Here is a 19,654-nt window from a genome sequence, read left to right as displayed (position 1 = left end):
TCAAAGGTTAAATGGGGGAAAGTGATAGGACTTTTTATTTCTTTGCTACCCAGCCGATGGCATCGTGAGGTGGGGTTTCAGTATCAATCCAGATGAATTCAATCCCGATTTCGCCATTTGTAAATTTGGTCAATCGAATACCGTTGATTTCTAGTTCATTGAGTCGTTGACCTGTCAATACTTCTCGTTCCTTCAACTGGAAAACACCACGCAAGATCCAATTTCCAAGAATTTCTTGCTTATCAGTTGACTGAATCGCCTTACCAGCTTCCTGGTTGATATAGGCATTGATGACATCTCCAGAAGATAAGAAACGTAGCTTAAAGGTTCTTTCCTCTTTCGGTAGAGCTAGTTTTTTAGTGCCGGGTTCAAAGGTCCCGAAGCCTGGCCCAAAGAAATCTGGTCTTTCATCATGGAAGTTCTTGGAGTCAGGCAGTGGAATATAAACTTCACTTACTGGACGATAGACGAGTTGTTCGATTTCTTTAATGAGTTTTTCATTCCCTGTCTCGTGGACAAAATGAATCAAGTCCTCACGAATAGCCTTCATCTTAGCTTTTTCTTCCCTGGTGGTCCATTTCTTCAAGAGGATTTCTTCCAGAGAGAAGGTCACAAAAGCTAGTTCTTCTGGAGCTAAACTGTCCTTAAATTTATCCTGAATCTTAAAAATCCGTGGCAGACGGTCTTTTTTAGCTAGTTTTGAACCACCATTAAAGGCGTTGAAACCAGAGTTTTCTTCTACATTTCCATATTTGTCTGTGATAACCCAAGACACTGTTTCTAAGATATCAGTTTTATCCTTTTCAGCTGTCAGTAAATGAAGATTTTCAAAGAGAGAAAAAGGATCTTCGATGTAATGGACGTCCCAAGTGTCTACCACAATGTCTTTATTGTTAAAAGTCATGTGGAGCTGGCTGTCAGCTGCGGTGTACTTGTAGTGGTGTTGCCCATCCGTAAAACGAAAATTGGTCGGATTGTTTTTGGTAGTTGAACCTTCAATGACTAGATTATCAATATCGACTGGTAAATAAGTCGTCTCCCCAACAAAAATCTTTGGATTTTCTCCCTTTGGTGTTGGCATCAGAACGTGATAAACAGCTTCAACATTGACAGAATCTGAGTTAAAACCCTTGATTTGCGCCTTAGAGGACTCAATTCTCTGGTTTCTTAAGGTCGCAATCTTTCGTGCCAACTCTTCATAGCGTTGATAGTTTTGCTTGTCTGCCGTTTCTTTATCTGCTGAGATATCTGCATGGAATTTGATATCACCCAACAAGTCCGTCCAATCTTGAGAATCCTTCTTAAACTGAGCGATTTTTTGGTCTCCAGAATTAATTCCAAAAGACTTGATACCCACTAGGTATTTATGATTTTCATCCACAACGACAGAGGCATCATAGGAGGTATTGGCAATATCTTCCCCAACCGCATTAAAAGCCTTCTGGAAGACTGTTTCTTGAAATTTAGAATTAACAATCGGAGCAACATAATTCTCTGTTTGTCCCTCGTCTTCGGATTCTGCCTTTTGAGAGAAAGCTTGGCTCAAACTAGCGAAGTTGGTAATTAAGGTTTTGTATTTGTCTTTTTGTTCAGACTTTAGATGTTCCCACATAAGCGCCCTCTTTTCTATTTTCAGTATATCAAAAGAAGATTAGTTTTTCACTAATCCTCTTATATATTCGTTAATTAATACTGTAAAATTCAAGTTTGCCTTGTTTTTTTACAAATCTCAAATAATCTTCATCTGATAGAAGGGCTAGACCATCGTCATAAGACTTGATTTTTTCAAGAGCTTGGTCATAGCTATCTACAAAGTCCTTGACATAGGACTGCCCTTCAAATTGTCCATTCATCTTGGTGTAGATAATGGCAATTTTTCCTGAACGTTCAAGTTGAGATTGCCCCTGACTTTCATTTAAAGCTTTGGCAACATTTTCCGCGATACGTTTAATCACGGGTACGACCACACTGTTTCCAGCCTGCTTGTATAGCTGACCGTTAGAAACCCCTTTCGGGATTTTAAAGGATTTAGGATATCCTTGAACATTAAAAGTTTCTTTCGGTGTTAGCTTACGAATCTCACCACTGTCCGTCAGGATCAATGGAACGTTGTGGCCACCTGTTCCCATATTTGCTGTTAGGGTTGGGACAACGCCATTCTTATTTTCACGGACATACTGACGGCGCCACTGGTAAACCGTATCTTGGCTAGTCACTTCAAACTTTAACTGGTCGTAGAAATTTTGCTTACCTTCACGGTAGTAGTAGACCTCCTCTAGCTTATCGCCGAAGTTAATCACATCCTGAAGAGTCGTAGTCAGCTTGATTTCCTCTGGAAATTCAAACAAGTCATAAGCTTCCTTGGTATCAAAACCAACGATATAAATCCGCTCACGGTTTTGTGGGATATTTCCATAGTCTTTTCCGTTGAGAACCTTCCACTTGATAAAGTAGTTGTTCTCGGTCAAGGCTTCACGGATGACCTTAAAGGTATTGCCATGGTCATGACCGACCATGTTCTTAACGTTTTCGATAAAAATAGCGCGAGGTTTGCATCCCTCAATCATACGAAGCAATTCGAAGAAAAGATCGCCACGATCATCATCAAATCCCTTGCGATAGCCCGCAATGCTAAAGGCCTGACAAGGGAAACCTCCCATAATCACATCCACGCGCTCAGCTGGAATGTCCTCTGGCTGAACATCGTGAATATCACGACCATCCAAATAGGTATCTGGATGGTTTAACTGATAAGTCTGACGCGCATACTTATCAAACTCATTGGCATACACCACTCTGAACTCGTTGGTCTGTTCAAATCCCAACTCAATTCCCCCAACACCTGAGAAGAAAGCTGCAATGTTGTACTTCTCAGAGCGGTTCGAACTTACAGAATTTGTCATGTAGTAACCTGCTTTCTAAAAACACCTGAATCTATATAGAGGTAATAATTTTGTTATTACTATTAATCTTAGGAAAATCCTTCAAATTTTCCATAATTTGTTTTTGGATTTTCTTTCCAGTTCCGGCGAAAGCATCATTATTCCAATTAAAATTTGCACGTTCCTTAAAATAAGCAACATACTTATTCTGTTGTTCCGACGGTTTCCCTATTTCTTTTATTAAAGTGGGTAAAAGTAGTAAACATGCTCCAATTCCATTAGTTTTAACAAGTTGACTGTTATTACGCATTATTTCTTTTAAAGACCAGTCTTCTTTATATATTTTAGATATAATTTTGAAGTAAATATATACTTCAGAGAACATAGACTGAGAATCGCTATTTATCTCATTGAAATTTTTAAATACCTCCATGAGATAATCAACCATAAATGATTGTGATATCACACCTGCACCAGTACCCAACATTTTAATTCTATTAAAAAACGGAGATGATTCAGTGGTATTTAGCGCTCGTACAATTGATGTATATTGGTTTATATTTTTTCTATCATCTTCAGTTATATTTTTATATAAATCATAAATCATAGACTTATTAACTTTTCTTTGATTACCATTTATATCAATAAATAGTTTTGTAGCAGTAGATAAATCTGATCCTAAAATTAAAGTAATAGGGATATCAATATCTTTCTTTGTATCGAGAAAAGCCTGGGATAATCCTGCTAATCTATGTTGACCATCGATTATAGTAAATTTTATATCCTCTTCGATTATAAACTCTCTTTTAGTTTCATCGATTTTAATTTTATTTTCATTATAATCTGTAGAAAAAACATCCAAAGAAAGAACAATTGGAGTTGAAAATACAATGCTCCTAGATGTCTTCACAAAATCTGCAATATCATTAATTCTTTTTAAGTTCGTTCTACGTTGTATACCTTCAGTACCACTAGTTATATCTGCAGAATCTCCCAACTTACTTTCTAAACTTTTAATATATTCATCAGCATATTGGATATCATTTTCATTTGAGGTTGTCCTAAAATGAAAATTAACATGATCCTTCAAAAAAGAAATTGGCATCTTAGTTAAGTAAAACACCTCTTCATTTTGCTCTATTCTTACAAATGGAAAATTAGACATTTTCTTCCTCCTCTCCTTTAATATTTATCATTTCCGGAAGTTTAAATTCAATATCAGTGGCACTTGTACTCTCTTTGATATTATTGGGATTTTCAATAGTATCAAATGATTTTACTATTAATTGATAAGATTTTTGTGTCCATTCAAAAATATTATAGCTCACAACTATACCCATCGGAATCACTAATCCCCAAAAAGTGTCCCAATTAAATGTTGTAATTAAGATTCCAATCGCAATAAGTATACCAAGAATATTTAACAAAATCTCAACTGGCTTTGCTCCATAATCTCTCTTTATAGAAATATTTTGAATTACTGAATCATCACCAGATTCGACTTTGTACCCATTTTTATAAGCTGGATAAATTGTTATTACAGCTGGAGAAGGGATATCGAATTTTAAACGTTTAGCTTTTAAAAGATGTTCGTCTTCCCACTTTTCTTTAATAAAATCATTGATTCTTTTTATAGCTCCAGGAAATAAATCTGCCAATTCTTTAGGACTTTGCCAAACTATAAATACTGAAATTTCTTTATCGGGGCCACTTAAACCTGTAACAATTAAATAGTCATGATCATGCTTAACAGCCATAAGTGGTTTATCTACCCCTATTATCTCCCTTAAATTTTCTATTTTATCCAGGTAGTCTAAATACGTTTGATGGTCATAAGATTCAGTATCCATAGCGTCACTAACATTTTTATGGAAATCGATATTTCCGTTCCCATATTGTAGGTCAACTTTTATGATCCCTCTAGTCTTATTAATTTTACCCATAACTTTTTATACTTTCTAGTTACACCAACTTCTTCATCTCATCAATACGTGCTACAGTCGCGTCGTATTTAGCTTGGTAGTCGGCTTGTTTGTCTCGTTCTTTTTGGACAACTTCTGGTTTGGCATTGGCTACGAAGCGTTCGTTAGAGAGCTTCTTGCCGACCATGTCCAGTTCTTTTTGCCATTTAGCCAGTTCCTTGTCGAGACGAGCTAGTTCTTCTTCGACATTGAGGAGGTCTGCCAGTGGTAGGTAGATTTCTGCTCCAGTGATGACGCTTGACATAGCAAGTTCAGGCGCAGGAATATTTGACGCGATTTCCAAGTGTTCTGGATTTGTAAAGCGTTTGATGTAGTTGACATTGCTGTTAAAGAAGGCTTCCAAGTCGCTATCGCTTGTCTTAACAAGAATGGTGATAGGCTTACTTGGTGCTACGTTTACTTCTGCACGCGCATTACGAACAGCACGGATCAAGTCTTTAAGACTTTCCACACCAGTGTGGGCAGCAAGGTCTTCAAAGGCTGGGTTGACAGTTGGGTATTCTGCTGTAACGATAGAACCTTCTGAGATTTGTCCAAAGATTTCCTCTGTCACGAATGGCATGATTGGGTGAAGGAGACGAAGAATCTTGTCCAAAGTATAAAGGAGAACAGAGCGTGTGATGACTTTCTCTTCTTCATTATCACTATAAAGGACTTCCTTAGTCAACTCAACATACCAGTCCGCAAATTCATCCCAAATGAAGTTGTAGAGGATGTGTCCAGCGACACCAAACTCAAACTTGTCAAAGTTGGCAGTAGCTTTTCCGATCGTTTCATTGAGGTTGTGGAGAATCCAGCGGTCTGTGACATTACCAGCTTCCTTGTTGACAACTTTTTCCACATTGGCAGTTGCTTGCTCAAGAGTCAAACCTTCATTGTTCATGAGGATGTAGCGAGAGATGTTCCAGATCTTGTTGATGAAGTTCCATGAAGCATCCATTTTCTCATAAGAGAAGCGCACGTCTTGACCTGGTGCAGAACCGTTTGAAAGGAACCAACGAAGAGCATCGGCACCGTATTTCTCGATAACATCCATCGGGTCAATCCCATTACCGAGAGATTTAGACATCTTGCGTCCTTGCTCGTCACGGATGAGACCGTGGATAAGCACGTTTTGGAATGGCTGACGACCAGTGAATTCCAAGGATTGGAAGATCATACGAGACACCCAGAAGAAGATGATGTCGTAACCTGTAACCAAGGTTGAAGTTGGGAAGTAGCGTTTGAAGTCTGCTGAGTCGACATCAGGCCAGCCCATAGTTGAGAACGGCCAAAGGGCAGAACTGAACCAAGTATCCAAGACGTCTTCGTCCTGAGTCCAACCGTCGCCTTCTGGAGCTTCCTCGCCGACATATATTTCACCCTCAGCATTGTACCAAGCAGGGATTTGGTGACCCCACCAGAGCTGACGAGAGATTACCCAGTCGTGGACATTTTCCATCCATTGAAGGAAGGTATCGTTGAAACGAGGTGGGTAGAATTCTACCTTGTCCTCTGTGTCTTGGTTGGCAATAGCATTCTTGGCCAATTGGTCCATCTTAACGAACCATTGAGTAGACAAGCGTGGTTCAACCACAACACCTGTACGCTCTGAGTGACCAACACTGTGGACACGTTTTTCGATTTTAACAAGGGCACCGATTTCTTCCAGCTTAGCAACGACTGCCTTACGAGCTTCAAAACGGTCCATGCCTGCAAATTCGAAGGCAAGCTCATTCATAGTTCCGTCGTCGTTCATGACGTTGACTTGTGGCAAGTTGTGGCGTTGACCAACCAAGAAGTCGTTTGGATCGTGCGCAGGAGTGATTTTAACAACACCAGTACCAAACTCAGGATCGGCGTGCTCATCTCCAACGATTGGGATGAGTTTGTTAGCGATTGGAAGGATGACATTTTTACCAATCAAGTCCTTGTAGCGTGGGTCTTCTGGGTTGACCGCAACCGCAACGTCCCCAAACATGGTCTCAGGACGAGTTGTCGCAACTTCAAGGGCGCGTGAGCCATCTTCCAGCATATAATTCATGTGGTAGAAGGCACCTTCGACATCCTTGTGGATAACTTCGATATCAGAAAGGGCAGTGCGAGCAGCTGGGTCCCAGTTGATGATAAACTCACCACGGTAGATCCAGCCTTTCTTGTAAAGGTCCACAAAGACTTTGCGGACAGCTTTTGACAAACCTTCATCAAGCGTGAAACGCTCACGAGAGTAGTCTACAGAGAGCCCCATCTTGCCCCATTGTTCCTTGATAGTAGTGGCATATTCGTCTTTCCATTCCCAAACTTTGTCAAGGAATTTTTCACGACCTAGGTCATAACGTGTAATGCCCTCTCCACGCAAGCGCTCCTCAACCTTAGCCTGAGTGGCAATCCCCGCGTGGTCCATCCCTGGAAGCCAAAGGGTATCAAAACCTTGCATACGTTTTTGACGGATGATAATATCCTGCAAAGTCGTATCCCAAGCGTGACCAAGGTGAAGTTTACCAGTTACGTTTGGTGGTGGAATAACGATTGAATAAGGCTTGGCTTTTTGATCCCCTGAAGGCTTGAAAACATCAGCATCAAGCCATTTTTGGTAACGACCAGCCTCAACCTCGGCTGGATTGTATTTAGGTGAAAGTTCTTTAGACATGGGTTTGTCCTTTCTCTATTTTGTTCATTTTATTTTGAATTTGCTTAGCAGCTTCTTCTGCAGACAGATTCGTATTATTTATTTTAAAGTAGTGGTGCAACTCATTCGGTTGATGTTGGGAATTTAATTGAAGTGTTTCAGCTGTCTCTAAAATTTCTCTTTCAGATACCTCAATATGTCGTTTTAAGGGTTTGTGCTTTAATCGATTCTCTGTTTGATTTCGACGTAAGCGCTCTTCAAGGCTTGTTTCCAATTCAACAAAAAGAATCTCTTGATGATAGTCATTCAACAAATCCTGAATTTGCTTCAAATACAGCAGCTGGTACTGATTTGAAAAATCAATTACATCTGTTAAAATCACATATCGCTGATTTCGTGCACTTGCTCCAAGGAAAGAAAAGGTAATTCCACGAACAAATTCCCACATCTCCTCGGTATAATCCTGATAGATTTCTAGTGCAAAATCGATAGCTTGATGGTTATAAAAGAGGGTGGCATTCGTCAGTCGAGATAACTCTTGACCAATCGTCATTTTCCCAGAAGCCGGAGCCCCAATAATGAAAAGATGCATCAAATCACCTCCCACTCACTCCTCAGCAAGCCATATCTCAAATCATCACAGCGCTTGCCTTGGGCATCTTTGCGGTCTCGGATGCGAGCTTCGAGGGTGAAGCCAAGTTTCTCTGCGACTCGTTGACTTTGGGTATTGTAACCAAAGCAAGAGAGTTCAATCTTGTGAAGACCCAAATCTTTAAAGGCTAAGTCAATCAAGGCAAGCGCTGCTTCTGGTACATAGCCTTGCCCCCAATAGTCTGGGTGCAAGGTGTAGCCAATCTCCAGTACATCATCTTCGTGACGGTGATTGAAGTCAACAGAACCAATGACTTTATCAGTTCCTTTGACGACAATTCCATAGCCAGCTGGGAGATTTTCCTTTTGATTACGCTCAGGAAGGATATGCTCTAGATAATAAATCTCATCTTCCAAGGTCTTGACGGGTGGAAATCCTGCTGGGTAGGCGACTTCTGGACGACTAGCATAGTCAAAGATATCCTCGGCATCAGCGACTGTGCGGACTCGTAACACGAGATGTTCTGTTTCCAAGCGTTCTGGCAGTTCAGCTCTTGTCATCTTTCTTCCTCGCTTTCTTTATGAAGCTCCCCATAGGGTCAACACGGTTATCTAAATAGCGATAAACGCGCTGGTGACCGTCCCCCATAAAGTAAGTCGGTGAAAAACGATCATTTTTAAAATGTCCCTTATCATCCAAAAGTTCTGGATCAGCAAGTCGCTCGATAATCTTGGCAAAGATGTGACAAATACCGTCTTCCTCGATAATCCGATCTACCTGACAGTCCAATACGACTGGACAGGCCTCTAAAATCGGAGACTGAGTCTGTTCAGAAATCTCGTAGTCTAGCCCCAGGTGTTTCAATTTCTCTCGATGACTGATAAAACCAGCCTGCTCCATCTCGAGCATGAGATTTTCATCAGGAATATTTACAGTAAACTTCTGGTAATGCTTGATTTGCTCAGCCGCATTTTCCTCAGCTCCGACACCAATGACTAGCCAATCTCCCAAACTATAAGAGGAGCTACAGGTCGTAATATCGTGTCCAAAATTCTGATCCTGATACCCCAAAATGAAGATAGGAAAACCATAATAGAGTTTACTTGTGTTAAAAGATTGCTTCATAACAACCTCCTTTTACTAAGACGCAAAAGAAAATCCCTGCCATCTACATGACAGGGACGAATGTATTTATCCGCGGTACCACCCAATTTCGGGCAGAGCCCGCAACTCTCGTCTTTAAAACAAAAAGACACTTTTATTTCAATTTTTCATCCATTAGCAACCAGTTTTGACACATATATGGACTTCTCAGCACCGCCACTTTCTGTAAAATGTGGGATTCAAAACACCTCTAATGGCTATATTGTAGCAAGATTTTGACGGAAATGCAAGGGACAAGAAAGATTACTTGAATTTGATGCCGTTTTCTTTCAATTTCTTGATGGTAGCTGGGCCGATTCCTTTCAAGGCAAGGAGTTCTTTTTCAGTCCAGTTTTTGAAATCTGAAGCAGACTTGATTCCTTCATCATAGAAAGTCTTAGCACGATCAAGTGGAAGTCCACCCAAGTTTGCTGCAAAATCTTCTACAGAATTGGCTACTTTTTGAGCTTGCTCTTTGGTAGCTTCTACTGCTTGCTCAACTTTTTTAGAAACAGCCTTACCAGCTTGGCTTGCTGACTGCTCTGCACGTTTCACGACTTTTTTTGTCTCTTCTACAACCTTAGTCACAGTACTTGAAAAAGCACCTGCACGACGGAGGCTATTTCGTAATTGTTTTTTACGATTGAGTTTCTTTGACATGATAAAATCCTTTCAATAAAAAATCCCTGTTCTGACAAGGATTTAATATAAATATTCTATCAAGATTTTAGTAAAAAATCAAGAATCTATCTCGTTTAGTAATTTCTCTCACCAAACAAATCTTCTGGCAAATCATGGAATCCCTTGCCTGCTTTGAAGTTTTCAAATTTACCCAGCAAGAACTGGTAGGCATCCAAGCGACTTTCGTAGCGAATCATGGCATCTTTGGCACGCTCGTCCTGGTCTTCTTCGTAGACTTTTTGGCTTTCCTTATGCGCCATGTCATTGATCATAATCTGGGTATTGACCCAGGCTTCAAATTCCTTCATAAATTCTTGTTCGTAACTCATTTTTTCTCCTTATTCTAATCCACGGAAATAGTCCGTGTCAATCTCACGGTAGGGCTGGATATCCTGAACATACTCCAGCACACCTTGGAATTCTCCGTTTTCATCGTGCACTGCTGCGTAGGTGATGTGGACAAACTTGCCTCGTGACTCAGACTTGAACCACATTTCATACTTATCCTTAGTACCTTCACGAAGCCCCTTCATGATAGTCTTGACCTTATCCAAGTACTTAGGCGGATGGCAGAGTTCGACATTCCGTCCGACTTGGGACGGTGTTCGTTTGAAAATCATCTCATCAGCTGGCGTATTGTCATTATAATACTGGAAAATATCATCTTTATTGACAAAGGTAATTTCCATGGGGAGGTGATTGAGGATGAGATTGGCCTGTTCGACCGAGAGATAGCCATTGCCAAAAGCCTGTTGACTATGGCGGTCCAGCACTGCTTCCTTTTCCTTAGGGGTAAAGGTAATGGTCAACTGCCCTTCTGGCGTATCGATAACTTGTTGAACTTTACCCTCTGCCGTATCTAGCTGCACGGGCTCCCCTGCACTCTTTTCCTCAACAAAGCGCTGACGTTCTGGCACCCATTTCTCAGACGGACGGATGATGGCATAGCCGTAAGCATCGCTCTCCTCCGCAATCTGAAGCCAGTCATCTTGGGTGAAGGACTCAAGGAGTATCATGAGAAGAATGGACTCTTCCTTGAAAATCATACTTTCAAACTCTGTCGCAAAGGCTTCAAAAGCTTCTTTTACACTGCTAATCGGCACTTCTGGTAGTGACTTGGCTGTCGCTAAAGCTGTTTGAAAGAGTTCCCTGATCTGATCATCCACTCCCCACATAACTTTGGGAGGTGAATCGTGTCCATAGCGCTCCATGATAGGGAAGAAGAGTTCTTCTTTACGTTGGTAATGAATATCAAATTGTCCCACAAGTCCCATCTGACGCACCAAGCCCTTGCGCATCTCCGAAAGCATTTCCTCGTCTTCCATGGACTCATAGGTATCTAACAATCTCCGAATGCGAATCAAGGCCGCGCGGAGGGCCAGATTTTCTTCCTTAAAGACCCGTACTGGGTGACCTGGATGCTCGGTATCCTCTACTTCGACGCCCTTTACTGCATTTTTAAAAAGATTGGCATGGACATCACAGAGTTCCATGACATCTTCAAATGTGACGCCTGAGTCTGAGTTCATCAGCTCGTGCTCCATGAGGGAAATCTCTATGGCTGAGACACCTGCAAAGGTCGCATCAAAACGCTCCTGAACCGACTCAGGAGAGGCACCATTGTGCAATTCTAACAAAATATCCCGTAGGACATGAATCCGTTCATCTGCCATTAGTCTAACCCAATCACTTCGTAGCCGTTTGCTTCCAGTGTGCGGACAATCTTGTCCATAGGAGTTCCTTCAAGCTTAGAACCCTGTTTGAGTGATACTTTACGACCGACTGTGTTGCGCATCAAGGGATTAGCAAGAGGTTTAAAACCCAACTCCACTAGAATTTCCAAGACTTCTGGATGCTTGTCCACCACTTCTGCAACAGGAATTGAAACATCGATGATATTATCCATGACGACCTCCATTGAATGTTCTAAAATGATTTTACTGCTTTTATTATACCACAAGGAAAGAGATTAAAAAACTAGCAGTGGAGTTCCTGCTAGTTATCTGCGACTTGAATTACGACCTAAATAAGTTTAAAGAGCCAATCCAATATTTTAAATAATAGCTTGTAAAACAGCAATTGGACTGCAAAAGAGATGATCATCCAAAAGAATTTCAAAATCCCAATAATCGGTTTAATAAAAAGAATGGCAAGAAGGCCAAAAAAAAATTTCATTCTCTCTCCTCTGGCTTAATGAGCCACCGAGCCGTATCCATTAACTTGTCTGCAATAAAAAGTTTCCCCAGACCGACAACAATATTGTCATCTTTCTTTATCGTTTTCATTACTTTTACACCTTGCATGGTCAAAAAGTAATTCCCATAAATTTTAGCAAAAGCTTTGATAGGTCCCATATTCTCTTCCCTCGTTTAACTACACTTTTAAAATGATGACGATACCAGTCTTGCTGACTATTGCTGAAAAATCGCTTTATTTCACTTTCCCAATTCCTATAGTATCATACAAGCTAAATTTTATAAAGCTTTTTAATAATATTTAACTCTGGAAAGATTCCCCAGCATGTTTTATTGCCTTTTCCTCCACCAAAAAAGAGGGTTGCCCCTCTTCTTAGTTCTTATCCAGATTGCGTAGCATTTCGTCAATCTTGTTTCCATACTCTATGGACTCATCTTTGACGAAGGTCAAATCTGGGATTTTGTACAATTTCAAATTGCGACCAAGTTCACGTTTGATGGTACCAGTTGCTTTTTCAAGCCCGATTTGGGCTTTTTGATTATCTGAAGCAAGGTTACTCAAAATGGTGTAGTAAACCTTGGCAACAGACAAGTCACCTAGCATCTGAACATCTGTGATGGTCACGCCTTGGACACGCGGATCACGGACTTTCTTTTGCAAAATCTCATTGACTTCACGCTTGATTTCCATGCCCACACGATCCGTACGGAAATGATTTGCCATGATATTCCTTTCTCTACTTTGAACCAAAAGCTAGGCCAGCAGACCTAGCTATTTTTAAACTTCTTGATTTTTAATTCAAATTGAAACGAAGTTCAATTTGAAATCATCCGCTTCTTTCGCTATGGGGAAAGTGATGGAACCATCGGTTTGCTTGCGTCCCTCACCACCTAAGAAAGGAGCAAAAATCTTATCGTTTGATTTCTTCCATGACATAAGCCTCAATCACATCATCAGTCTTGATATCATTGTAGCCGTCAATCATCAATCCACCTTCACGACCGTTTGTAACTTCTTTGACGTCGTCTTTATAGTGTTTCAAGCTTGCGAGTTCGCCATCATAGATAACGACACCGTCACGAATAACACGGACTTTAGAGTCACGGGTAACCTTACCGTTGATAACCATGAATCCACCGATAGTTCCCACTTTAGATACCTTGAAGGTTTCACGAATAACTGCTTCACCAATAACTTTTTCTTCGAATTCTGGATCAAGCATCCCTTTCATGGCTTCTTCCATCTCTTCGATAACCTTGTAGATAATGCTGTGGAGACGGATTTCAACATCGTCAGCTTCTGCTTGTTGACGAGCTTGTGGTGTAGGGCGTACGTTGAAACCAACGATAAAGGCATTTGAAGCTTCCGCAAGGGTTACATCGGATTCGTTGATCGCACCGACTGCAGAGTGAACGATAGTAACTTTAACACCTTCCACGTCGATCTTTTGAAGTGAGGCAGAAAGGGCTTCAACAGAACCTTGTACGTCTGCCTTGATGATGACGTTAACAGACTTAAGTTCACCAGCTTTGAGGGTATCAAAGAGGTTTTCAAGGCTGACACGTTGGGTAGCTTGACGTTGTTTCATAAGGGCACGTTTGGCACGTTCTTCACCTGCTGCACGCGCAGATTTTTCATCCTCGTAAACGGCAAAGTGGTCACCTGCCATTGGCGCTTCGTTCAAACCTGTGATTGAAACTGGTGTTGATGGTCCAGCAACCTTAACACGACGTCCAAGGTCATTGGTCATAGCACGGACACGACCGAAGGTATTTCCGACAACGATTGGGTCTTGAACATTCAAGGTACCTTGTTGAACAAGAAGGGTTGCGACCGCACCTTTTCCTTTATCCAAGCGAGCTTCGATAACTGTACCGATCGCACGAACTGTTGGGTCTGCCTTGAGTTCTTGGATTTCAGCCACAAGAAGGACTGTTTCCAACAATTCTTCGATGTTTTGGTTGAATTTAGCCGAGATTTCAACAAATTCAGAATCTCCACCCCAAGCAGTTGACATAACCCCATGTTCTGCCAATTCACCGATAACGCGTTCTGGGTTAGCACCTGGTTTATCAATCTTGTTAATGGCTACGATGATTGGAACGTTGGCCGCTTTTGAGTGGTTAATGGCTTCGATAGTCTGAGGCATAACCCCGTCATCTGCCGCTACGACCAAGATAGTAATATCGGTAACAGATGCACCACGCGCACGCATAGATGTAAAGGCCGCGTGTCCTGGTGTATCAAGGAAGGTAATCTTCTTACCATTTTCCACAATTTGGTAGGCACCGATATGCTGAGTGATACCACCTGCTTCACCTGTCGCAACACGAGAGTTACGAAGGGTATCTAAGAGTGTTGTTTTACCATGGTCAACGTGTCCCATGATAGTTACAACTGGTGGACGCTCAACCAATTCATCTTCATTGAGATAACCATCTTCGACAAAGAAACGTTCGATGTCGGCATTATCCACTTCAACTTTTTGTTTGGCTTCGATACCATAATCCACCATGAGGAGTTCAATTGTTTCCCCATCCAAGGATTGGTTTTGTGTGGCCATGACACCCATCATGAAAAGTTTCTTAACGATTTCAGCTGGTTCACGTTTGATACGTTTTGCGATTTCCGCAACGGTCATACCATCTGTATATTCAAATTCTGTTGGCAATTCATGGAATTTACGCTCCGTAACAGGTTTTGGAGTCTGATTACGGTTGTTCTTGTTATTGCCTTTTTTGTTCTTTTTGTTGTTATTCCAGTTACTATTCTTTTGATTTCTCACTTGATTTTGACTACTTCGATTCTTTTGTTGTTTTCTAGGACCATCTTCTTCGTGATCATAATCATCACGTTCTTTGTCTGGTCGAGCTTGTTTTTTACGACGTGTATCCACTGGCGCTTCTTTAGCTACAGGAGCTGGTTCAACCACTGCTTGAACTTGTTGCGCTTGTTCAGCTAACTTAGCAACTTCTTCAAAGATTTCCTCTGGCTCCTTGCGTTTATTAGCTTGGGCCAAGGCTTCTTTGGCAGCCTGAGTCTGCTTGAAACGTTCCTCACTTGAACGGGCATATTCTGCATTTTGTTCTGCTTTTAGGGCTGCTGCACGGGCCTTAAAGTCAACACGTGGTCCAGCTTGTTTTGGCTGGAAGTCTTGTTGCTGACGGCGCTCATTGCCACGATTTTGCTGACCTTGCTGTTTCTTAGCTTGGTCGTTAAAACGACGATTGTCGCGGTTGCCTTGACCTTGTTTTCCACCATTGCGACCGTCGTTTTTCTGACGGTTTCCGTTTTGTTGTTGGTCACGGTTATTGCCCTTGTTTTGCTTGCGTCGTTCTGCCTGCTCTTTGGCACGGGCTTCACGCTCAGCCTTAAAATTACGGCTTTGCGGTTTAGCTGCTACTTTTTCGGCCTTCGGAGCGACTGGCTCAGCAGGTTTTGCCTCTTCCTTAGCTACAGCTGGTTTAGCTGGCTCAGATTTTCCGGCTTTCTTTTCTACACTTGCTTTTGGTGTTGCAGGTTTTGCTTCTGCTTTCGGAGCAGCTGCAGGCTTAAAGCTGGCAGCGATTTTTGCAGCGACAGCTTCTTCCACACTTGATGAGTGGCTTTTCACATCCAAGCCCAACTCTTTTGCACGCGCTACAACTTCTTTACTTTCTTTTCCAAGTTCTTTTGCGATTTCGTACAATCTTTTCTTAGACAAATCATGTCCTCCTCTTCTATTCCATAAGAGACCTCATTTTCTTTGTAAATCCAGCATCTGTCACAGCCAAAACCTTTCTCGATTTTCCGACTGCTATGCTTAATTCCAGTGTTGAAAACACGGTTACAATTTCTACTTGATAATAATGACTTTTATCTTGAATCTTCTTGGTTAGATTAGGTCCAGCATCATGGGCTAGAAAGACTAACTTGGCCTTGCCGTCTTGAATGGCCTTGACCACCAATTCTTCACCCGATATGATACGCCCTGCTCGTTGAGCAAGTCCCAAGAGATTGCTTATCTTTTGCTTATTCAAGTCCCAACTCTCTTCTTTTCACTTTGTGATCCACATAAGCGATCAACTCGTCATAAAAGCTTTCTTCTACTTCCATGTCAAAGCTCCGGTTAAAGACCTTCTTCTTTTTAGCCTCTATGGCTTCTTTATTGTCTAGCTTGATATAAGCGCCGCGGCCATTGGCCTTGCCTGTAGGATCAATAAAGACTTGTCCTTCCTTGTTCTTGACAATACGGAGCAAATCACGCTTATCAATCACTTCGTTAGACACAACAGACTTGCGCAAAGGGATTTTTCTCGTTTTCATCTTTCCCTCCTCTAGCAGCTTTTATTCTTCTACAGTATCGTTTTCTGCTTCCAAATCTACTGAACCAGCTTCTTCCATGGCTTCAAATTCACTAGCAGACTTGATATCGATACGGTAACCAGTCAAGTGAGCTGCCAAGCGAACGTTTTGTCCACGACGACCGATAGCAAGAGAAAGCTTGTTATCTGGAACAACCACCAAGGCACGTTTGCTATCGTTTTCATCAAAGATAACTTGGTCAACTTCAGCAGGAGCGATGGCATTGTAGATAAATTCAGCTGGATCTGCTACCCACTCGATAACGTCGATATTTTCTTCGATTGGTACCATACGGTCGCTCTTGGCATCGTAACGTGCTGCGTGGAACTTGCTAGTAATCTTCTTGATATTCGCTCCGCCGCGTCCAACGATTGTACCGATAGCGTCTACGTTTGGATTATGGCTACGAACGGCAACCTTAGTACGGTCACCAGCTTCACGAGCCACGCTCATGATTTCAACAGTTCCATCATAAACTTCAGGAATTTCTTGCTCCATCAAACGTTTGATCATTTCTGGATGGCTACGGCTAACAAAGACGTTGACGCCACGAGGGTTGTCTTCAACCTTGTAGACATAAACTTCAATACGATCATGAGAAGCAAAAACTTCTCCAGGAATTTGGTCTTGTTTTGACAATTGGGCTTCGATGCTACCAAGGTTAACATAAATAAAACGGTTGTCAAAGCGTTCTACAGTACCAGACATGATTTCTTGTTCATGCTCTTTGTAAGTGTTGTATGTGATGGCACGTGTTTGCTTGCGCATTTTTTCCATGATGGTTTGTTTGGCAGATTGGGCTGCTACACGACCAAACTCAGCAGGTGCTTCTTCAAACTTGATTTTATCACCAAGTTCATAGGCTGAATTAATGGCAAGAGCATCTTTCAAGCTGATTTCCAAACGGCTATCAAATACTTCATCAACCACTTCACGGACAGTATAAACGGTAAAGTCACCTGTTTTTTCGTTGAAGTCAATGGCTACGCTGTCTGATTGACCATAGCGTCTGCGATAAGCGGAACGAAGCGACTCTACTACTGCGTCGATGATATCTTCTTTTTTGATTCCCTTGTCTTCTTCCAAAATGCGGAAGGCCTCTAGCATTTCTTTACTCATGTTTTCTTCACTTTTGAATCCTCAAAAGCTATCCTTTCTTTTTCTATAATTTAACTGCTAAACGTGCTTTTGATACTAAACTGTATGGAATTTGGACAGTTTTCTTACGCGTCTTGTCCATATATTCCATGGTCAACTCGTCCTCTTCAAAGGCCAACAAGGTTCCTTCAAAGACCTTTTGCTTATCGATGGCTTGGTAGAGCCCGACATGGATGTATTCCCCAACTGCTCCAGCGACGGCATCCTTGGTTTTCAAAGGACGTTCCAAGCCTGGACTGGTGATTTCTAGGAAATATTGTTCTGGGAAGGGATCTGGCTTGATGGAGTCTAGGACAGGACTGATCATTTCTGTCAAGTCTGCCGTGTCGTTCAAGGTAATTCCTTCAGGTTTATCTACAAAAATACTGAGAATCATGTCACTGCCAATCTTTCCATACTCGATATCCACGAGTTCGAAAGGAGCTTCTATGACAGGTTCTACAACTTCTCTGACTAATTCTACGATTGTTGCGATTGCGTCCACCTCCTCATAAGCAAGAGGCGAAGATATTTCCCCGCCTCTCTTTTCATATTCTTACTCTTAGTATAGCACGTTTGCCAGCTTATGTAAAGCAAAAGCACTTATACAGCCTGATTTCAGGCTATTTCTTAAAATTCTGCCTCAACACGGTAGATAACTTGCCCCTTGTTGGAGAATTTTTGCTCGTATTCTGTCATGACATTGCCTTCAAAATCACTGGCATGTAAATCTAGCCAGACACCATTGAGCTTCATGCCATATTGAGAAAAGCTCACTAGGCTGTACTCAAACAAGCCACGGTTATCCGTCTTAAAATGAATTTCTCCATTTTCAGGCAAGATACGTTTGAAGGTATCCAAGAAGGTCTTGTAGGTCAAACGACGCTTTTCATGGCGTTTTTTAGGCCATGGATCTGAAAAATTCAGATACAAGCGATCAATCTCACCGTCTTCAAAGTAGTCAGTCAAGTCAGAACCATCTACCCACAAGAGCTTGATGTTAGGCACTCCAACTTCAAGCACCTTGTCCAAAGCGTAGCTTAAAACAGACTTTTGAATATCAATCCCGATATAGTTGATGTCAGGGTTTTGCTTAGCCATACCTGAAACAAAGGCACCCTTTCCACTTCCAACTTCCACATGAATGGGATTATCATTGCCAAACAAGTCCCGCCATTTTCCCTTGGCTTCCAAGGGATTGAGGACCACATACTGGGGATTTGCCTCTAGTAATTCTGTCGCCCCTTTACGATTTCTAACTCTCATCTTCTCTTTCCATACTTGTCTCGGAAGTGACGCAAGCCATGAATCTCCCGATTGACATTTTCTAAATCTTGGTTCATATAATACTTGGAAATCTGGCTCAAATAAGACAGTTGACCGTACCAATACAATTTATTTAATACTGTTTGATTGTACTTGTAACCGTAGTAGGTCAACCATTCCTTCCACTGATGTTCTGGAATATAATGGCAGAGCATATGGGCCACATCAAACATGCGGTCGGTCAAGCGAACCGAATCCCAATCCACCAAATAAATCAAGCCACTGTCTGTCTCAATCCAATTACTATGTCGTACATCTCCATGGACAATGGTCGCATGGTCCTCTCTAAATCCTGGAATAGTCTGACGTAAATCAGCCATCACTTCACTGATAAAATGATTTTTACGCAAAGCATCTGGAGCTGTTTCCTGCCAAGACTGTAGTAAATCTACAGGTGTTTCCATGGCATATCCCAAACGACTCAACTGTGTCATCAACGGACGTGAGCGATGAAGACGGGTTAAAATATTGACGATTTGCTTACGATTCATATCATAGGGGGTCAATATCTTGCCAGTCAACCATTCTTGAGCACACATATCACGCCCATCTGCCAAACGGCGACTCCATAATAATTGTGGAGCAATTTGTTCTCTAGCTAGACCAGGTAGGATTGGAGAGGTGTTCATTTTTACAAAGATACGCTTCCCATCAGGATAGCTACCCATATAAGCCTTGCCACTTTTCCCAGGTATGGGAGTCAGTGTTAGCTCATTATCACCCAAATCCATTTCTTTCCTCCGTATAAAGTTTCCTTACTATT

Annotated in this window: 22 protein-coding genes; all 22 read right to left on the bottom strand. The window is 41.7% G+C overall.

Translation table 11 applies throughout. From position 1 onward, the window contains the following. Window positions 1–34: 34 nt before the first annotated feature. A complete protein-coding gene (locus tag ADH52_RS11435; RefSeq protein ID WP_049510161.1) occupies window positions 35–1,612 on the bottom strand; it encodes a hypothetical protein in 1,578 nt (525 codons plus the stop codon). Between the two features lie 70 nt (window positions 1,613–1,682). After that, the gene (locus ADH52_RS03680; protein ID WP_049510159.1) at window positions 1,683–2,903 is read right to left on the bottom strand and encodes a DNA cytosine methyltransferase; all 1,221 of its coding nucleotides are present in this window, start codon (window positions 2,901–2,903) and stop codon (window positions 1,683–1,685) included. 31 nt (window positions 2,904–2,934) lie between these two features. Further along, the gene (locus tag ADH52_RS03675; protein WP_049510158.1) at window positions 2,935–4,047 is read right to left on the bottom strand and encodes a DGQHR domain-containing protein; all 1,113 of its coding nucleotides are present in this window, start codon (window positions 4,045–4,047) and stop codon (window positions 2,935–2,937) included. Beyond that, window positions 4,040–4,825, bottom strand: coding sequence for a hypothetical protein (locus ADH52_RS03670; protein ID WP_049510156.1), 786 nt, complete (start codon window positions 4,823–4,825; stop codon window positions 4,040–4,042). The genes ADH52_RS03675 and ADH52_RS03670 overlap by 8 nt, the downstream gene beginning before the upstream one ends. A gap of 19 nt (window positions 4,826–4,844) precedes the next feature. Further along, window positions 4,845–7,493 (bottom strand): valine--tRNA ligase, encoded by a 2,649-nt coding sequence (locus ADH52_RS03665; RefSeq protein WP_049510154.1) that lies wholly within the window; start codon window positions 7,491–7,493, stop codon window positions 4,845–4,847. Beyond that, on the bottom strand, window positions 7,486–8,064 hold the full coding sequence (locus tag ADH52_RS03660) for an AAA family ATPase (protein ID WP_049487954.1): 579 nt from the start codon (window positions 8,062–8,064) through the stop codon (window positions 7,486–7,488). Before ADH52_RS03660 ends, ADH52_RS03665 begins: the two co-directional genes overlap by 8 nt. Next, window positions 8,064–8,624: a GNAT family N-acetyltransferase gene (locus tag ADH52_RS03655; RefSeq protein ID WP_049510152.1), complete on the bottom strand. Its 561-nt coding sequence runs from the start codon at window positions 8,622–8,624 to the stop codon at window positions 8,064–8,066. Before ADH52_RS03655 ends, ADH52_RS03660 begins: the two co-directional genes overlap by 1 nt. Beyond that, window positions 8,611–9,189 carry a flavin reductase family protein gene (locus tag ADH52_RS03650; RefSeq protein WP_049510151.1) on the bottom strand — a complete coding sequence of 193 codons (579 nt, stop codon included), beginning with the start codon at window positions 9,187–9,189 and terminating at the stop codon, window positions 8,611–8,613. Before ADH52_RS03650 ends, ADH52_RS03655 begins: the two co-directional genes overlap by 14 nt. Window positions 9,190–9,471: 282 nt before the next feature. After that, window positions 9,472–9,867, bottom strand: a complete 396-nt coding sequence (locus ADH52_RS03645) for a helix-hairpin-helix domain-containing protein (protein ID WP_000038635.1) — start codon at window positions 9,865–9,867, stop codon at window positions 9,472–9,474. A gap of 95 nt (window positions 9,868–9,962) precedes the next feature. Further along, window positions 9,963–10,217 (bottom strand): DUF1912 family protein, encoded by a 255-nt coding sequence (locus ADH52_RS03640; RefSeq protein ID WP_049510149.1) that lies wholly within the window; start codon window positions 10,215–10,217, stop codon window positions 9,963–9,965. A 9-nt stretch (window positions 10,218–10,226) separates the two neighbouring features. Continuing rightward, window positions 10,227–11,561, bottom strand: a complete 1,335-nt coding sequence (locus ADH52_RS03635; protein WP_049510147.1) for a DUF438 domain-containing protein — start codon at window positions 11,559–11,561, stop codon at window positions 10,227–10,229. Then, window positions 11,561–11,794 (bottom strand): DUF1858 domain-containing protein, encoded by a 234-nt coding sequence (locus tag ADH52_RS03630; RefSeq protein ID WP_000368739.1) that lies wholly within the window; start codon window positions 11,792–11,794, stop codon window positions 11,561–11,563. Before ADH52_RS03630 ends, ADH52_RS03635 begins: the two co-directional genes overlap by 1 nt. 265 nt (window positions 11,795–12,059) lie before the next feature. Then, a complete protein-coding gene (locus ADH52_RS03620; RefSeq protein WP_049510145.1) occupies window positions 12,060–12,242 on the bottom strand; it encodes a hypothetical protein in 183 nt (60 codons plus the stop codon). Window positions 12,243–12,456: 214 nt separating this feature from the next. Continuing rightward, window positions 12,457–12,807, bottom strand: a complete 351-nt coding sequence (rbfA, locus tag ADH52_RS03615; protein WP_001273601.1) for a 30S ribosome-binding factor RbfA — start codon at window positions 12,805–12,807, stop codon at window positions 12,457–12,459. Window positions 12,808–12,882: 75 nt separating this feature from the next. Beyond that, window positions 12,883–13,020, bottom strand: a complete 138-nt coding sequence (locus ADH52_RS11400; protein ID WP_160312879.1) for a hypothetical protein — start codon at window positions 13,018–13,020, stop codon at window positions 12,883–12,885. Beyond that, window positions 12,995–15,787, bottom strand: coding sequence for a translation initiation factor IF-2 (infB, locus tag ADH52_RS03610; RefSeq protein ID WP_049510143.1), 2,793 nt, complete (start codon window positions 15,785–15,787; stop codon window positions 12,995–12,997). The genes ADH52_RS11400 and infB overlap by 26 nt, the downstream gene beginning before the upstream one ends. A gap of 16 nt (window positions 15,788–15,803) precedes the next feature. After that, window positions 15,804–16,103 (bottom strand): YlxQ-related RNA-binding protein, encoded by a 300-nt coding sequence (locus tag ADH52_RS03605; RefSeq protein WP_001041390.1) that lies wholly within the window; start codon window positions 16,101–16,103, stop codon window positions 15,804–15,806. Next, on the bottom strand, window positions 16,096–16,389 hold the full coding sequence (rnpM, locus tag ADH52_RS03600) for an RNase P modulator RnpM (RefSeq protein ID WP_023947158.1): 294 nt from the start codon (window positions 16,387–16,389) through the stop codon (window positions 16,096–16,098). Before rnpM ends, ADH52_RS03605 begins: the two co-directional genes overlap by 8 nt. Before the next feature lie 21 nt (window positions 16,390–16,410). Then, window positions 16,411–17,547 carry a transcription termination factor NusA gene (nusA, locus tag ADH52_RS03595; RefSeq protein WP_049510142.1) on the bottom strand — a complete coding sequence of 379 codons (1,137 nt, stop codon included), beginning with the start codon at window positions 17,545–17,547 and terminating at the stop codon, window positions 16,411–16,413. A 43-nt stretch (window positions 17,548–17,590) separates the two neighbouring features. Then, window positions 17,591–18,070 carry a ribosome maturation factor RimP gene (gene rimP, locus ADH52_RS03590; RefSeq protein ID WP_049510140.1) on the bottom strand — a complete coding sequence of 160 codons (480 nt, stop codon included), beginning with the start codon at window positions 18,068–18,070 and terminating at the stop codon, window positions 17,591–17,593. 125 nt (window positions 18,071–18,195) lie between these two features. Further along, a complete protein-coding gene (gene trmB, locus ADH52_RS03585) occupies window positions 18,196–18,831 on the bottom strand; it encodes a tRNA (guanosine(46)-N7)-methyltransferase TrmB (protein ID WP_001266094.1) in 636 nt (211 codons plus the stop codon). Continuing rightward, window positions 18,828–19,622, bottom strand: coding sequence for a cell cycle regulator CcrZ (ccrZ, locus tag ADH52_RS03580; protein WP_000362999.1), 795 nt, complete (start codon window positions 19,620–19,622; stop codon window positions 18,828–18,830). Before ccrZ ends, trmB begins: the two co-directional genes overlap by 4 nt. Window positions 19,623–19,654: the final 32 nt, after the last annotated feature.

This window comes from Streptococcus pseudopneumoniae (assembly GCF_001072665.1).
GTDB classification, from domain to species: domain Bacteria; phylum Bacillota; class Bacilli; order Lactobacillales; family Streptococcaceae; genus Streptococcus; species Streptococcus pseudopneumoniae_S.
Note: the sequence above shows the minus strand (reverse complement) of the source record. Positions and strands in the feature narration are given on the sequence as shown.

Excerpts from the sequence above, each read along its gene's own strand:
- ADH52_RS11435 (WP_049510161.1), bottom strand. The coding sequence starts at position 1,612 with ATGTGGGAACATCTAAAGTCTGAACAAAAAGACAAATACAAAACCTTA.
- ADH52_RS03680 (WP_049510159.1), bottom strand. The coding sequence starts at position 2,903 with ATGACAAATTCTGTAAGTTCGAACCGCTCTGAGAAGTACAACATTGCA.
- ADH52_RS03675 (WP_049510158.1), bottom strand. The coding sequence starts at position 4,047 with ATGTCTAATTTTCCATTTGTAAGAATAGAGCAAAATGAAGAGGTGTTT.
- ADH52_RS03670 (WP_049510156.1), bottom strand. The coding sequence starts at position 4,825 with ATGGGTAAAATTAATAAGACTAGAGGGATCATAAAAGTTGACCTACAA.
- ADH52_RS03665 (WP_049510154.1), bottom strand. The coding sequence starts at position 7,493 with ATGTCTAAAGAACTTTCACCTAAATACAATCCAGCCGAGGTTGAGGCT.
- ADH52_RS03660 (WP_049487954.1), bottom strand. The coding sequence starts at position 8,064 with ATGCATCTTTTCATTATTGGGGCTCCGGCTTCTGGGAAAATGACGATT.
- ADH52_RS03655 (WP_049510152.1), bottom strand. The coding sequence starts at position 8,624 with ATGACAAGAGCTGAACTGCCAGAACGCTTGGAAACAGAACATCTCGTG.
- ADH52_RS03650 (WP_049510151.1), bottom strand. The coding sequence starts at position 9,189 with ATGAAGCAATCTTTTAACACAAGTAAACTCTATTATGGTTTTCCTATC.
- ADH52_RS03645 (WP_000038635.1), bottom strand. The coding sequence starts at position 9,867 with ATGTCAAAGAAACTCAATCGTAAAAAACAATTACGAAATAGCCTCCGT.
- ADH52_RS03640 (WP_049510149.1), bottom strand. The coding sequence starts at position 10,217 with ATGAGTTACGAACAAGAATTTATGAAGGAATTTGAAGCCTGGGTCAAT.
- ADH52_RS03635 (WP_049510147.1), bottom strand. The coding sequence starts at position 11,561 with ATGGCAGATGAACGGATTCATGTCCTACGGGATATTTTGTTAGAATTG.
- ADH52_RS03630 (WP_000368739.1), bottom strand. The coding sequence starts at position 11,794 with ATGGATAATATCATCGATGTTTCAATTCCTGTTGCAGAAGTGGTGGAC.
- ADH52_RS03620 (WP_049510145.1), bottom strand. The coding sequence starts at position 12,242 with ATGGGACCTATCAAAGCTTTTGCTAAAATTTATGGGAATTACTTTTTG.
- rbfA (WP_001273601.1), bottom strand. The coding sequence starts at position 12,807 with ATGGCAAATCATTTCCGTACGGATCGTGTGGGCATGGAAATCAAGCGT.
- ADH52_RS11400 (WP_160312879.1), bottom strand. The coding sequence starts at position 13,020 with ATGTCATGGAAGAAATCAAACGATAAGATTTTTGCTCCTTTCTTAGGT.
- rnpM (WP_023947158.1), bottom strand. The coding sequence starts at position 16,389 with ATGAAAACGAGAAAAATCCCTTTGCGCAAGTCTGTTGTGTCTAACGAA.
- nusA (WP_049510142.1), bottom strand. The coding sequence starts at position 17,547 with ATGAGTAAAGAAATGCTAGAGGCCTTCCGCATTTTGGAAGAAGACAAG.
- trmB (WP_001266094.1), bottom strand. The coding sequence starts at position 18,831 with ATGAGAGTTAGAAATCGTAAAGGGGCGACAGAATTACTAGAGGCAAAT.
- ccrZ (WP_000362999.1), bottom strand. The coding sequence starts at position 19,622 with ATGGATTTGGGTGATAATGAGCTAACACTGACTCCCATACCTGGGAAA.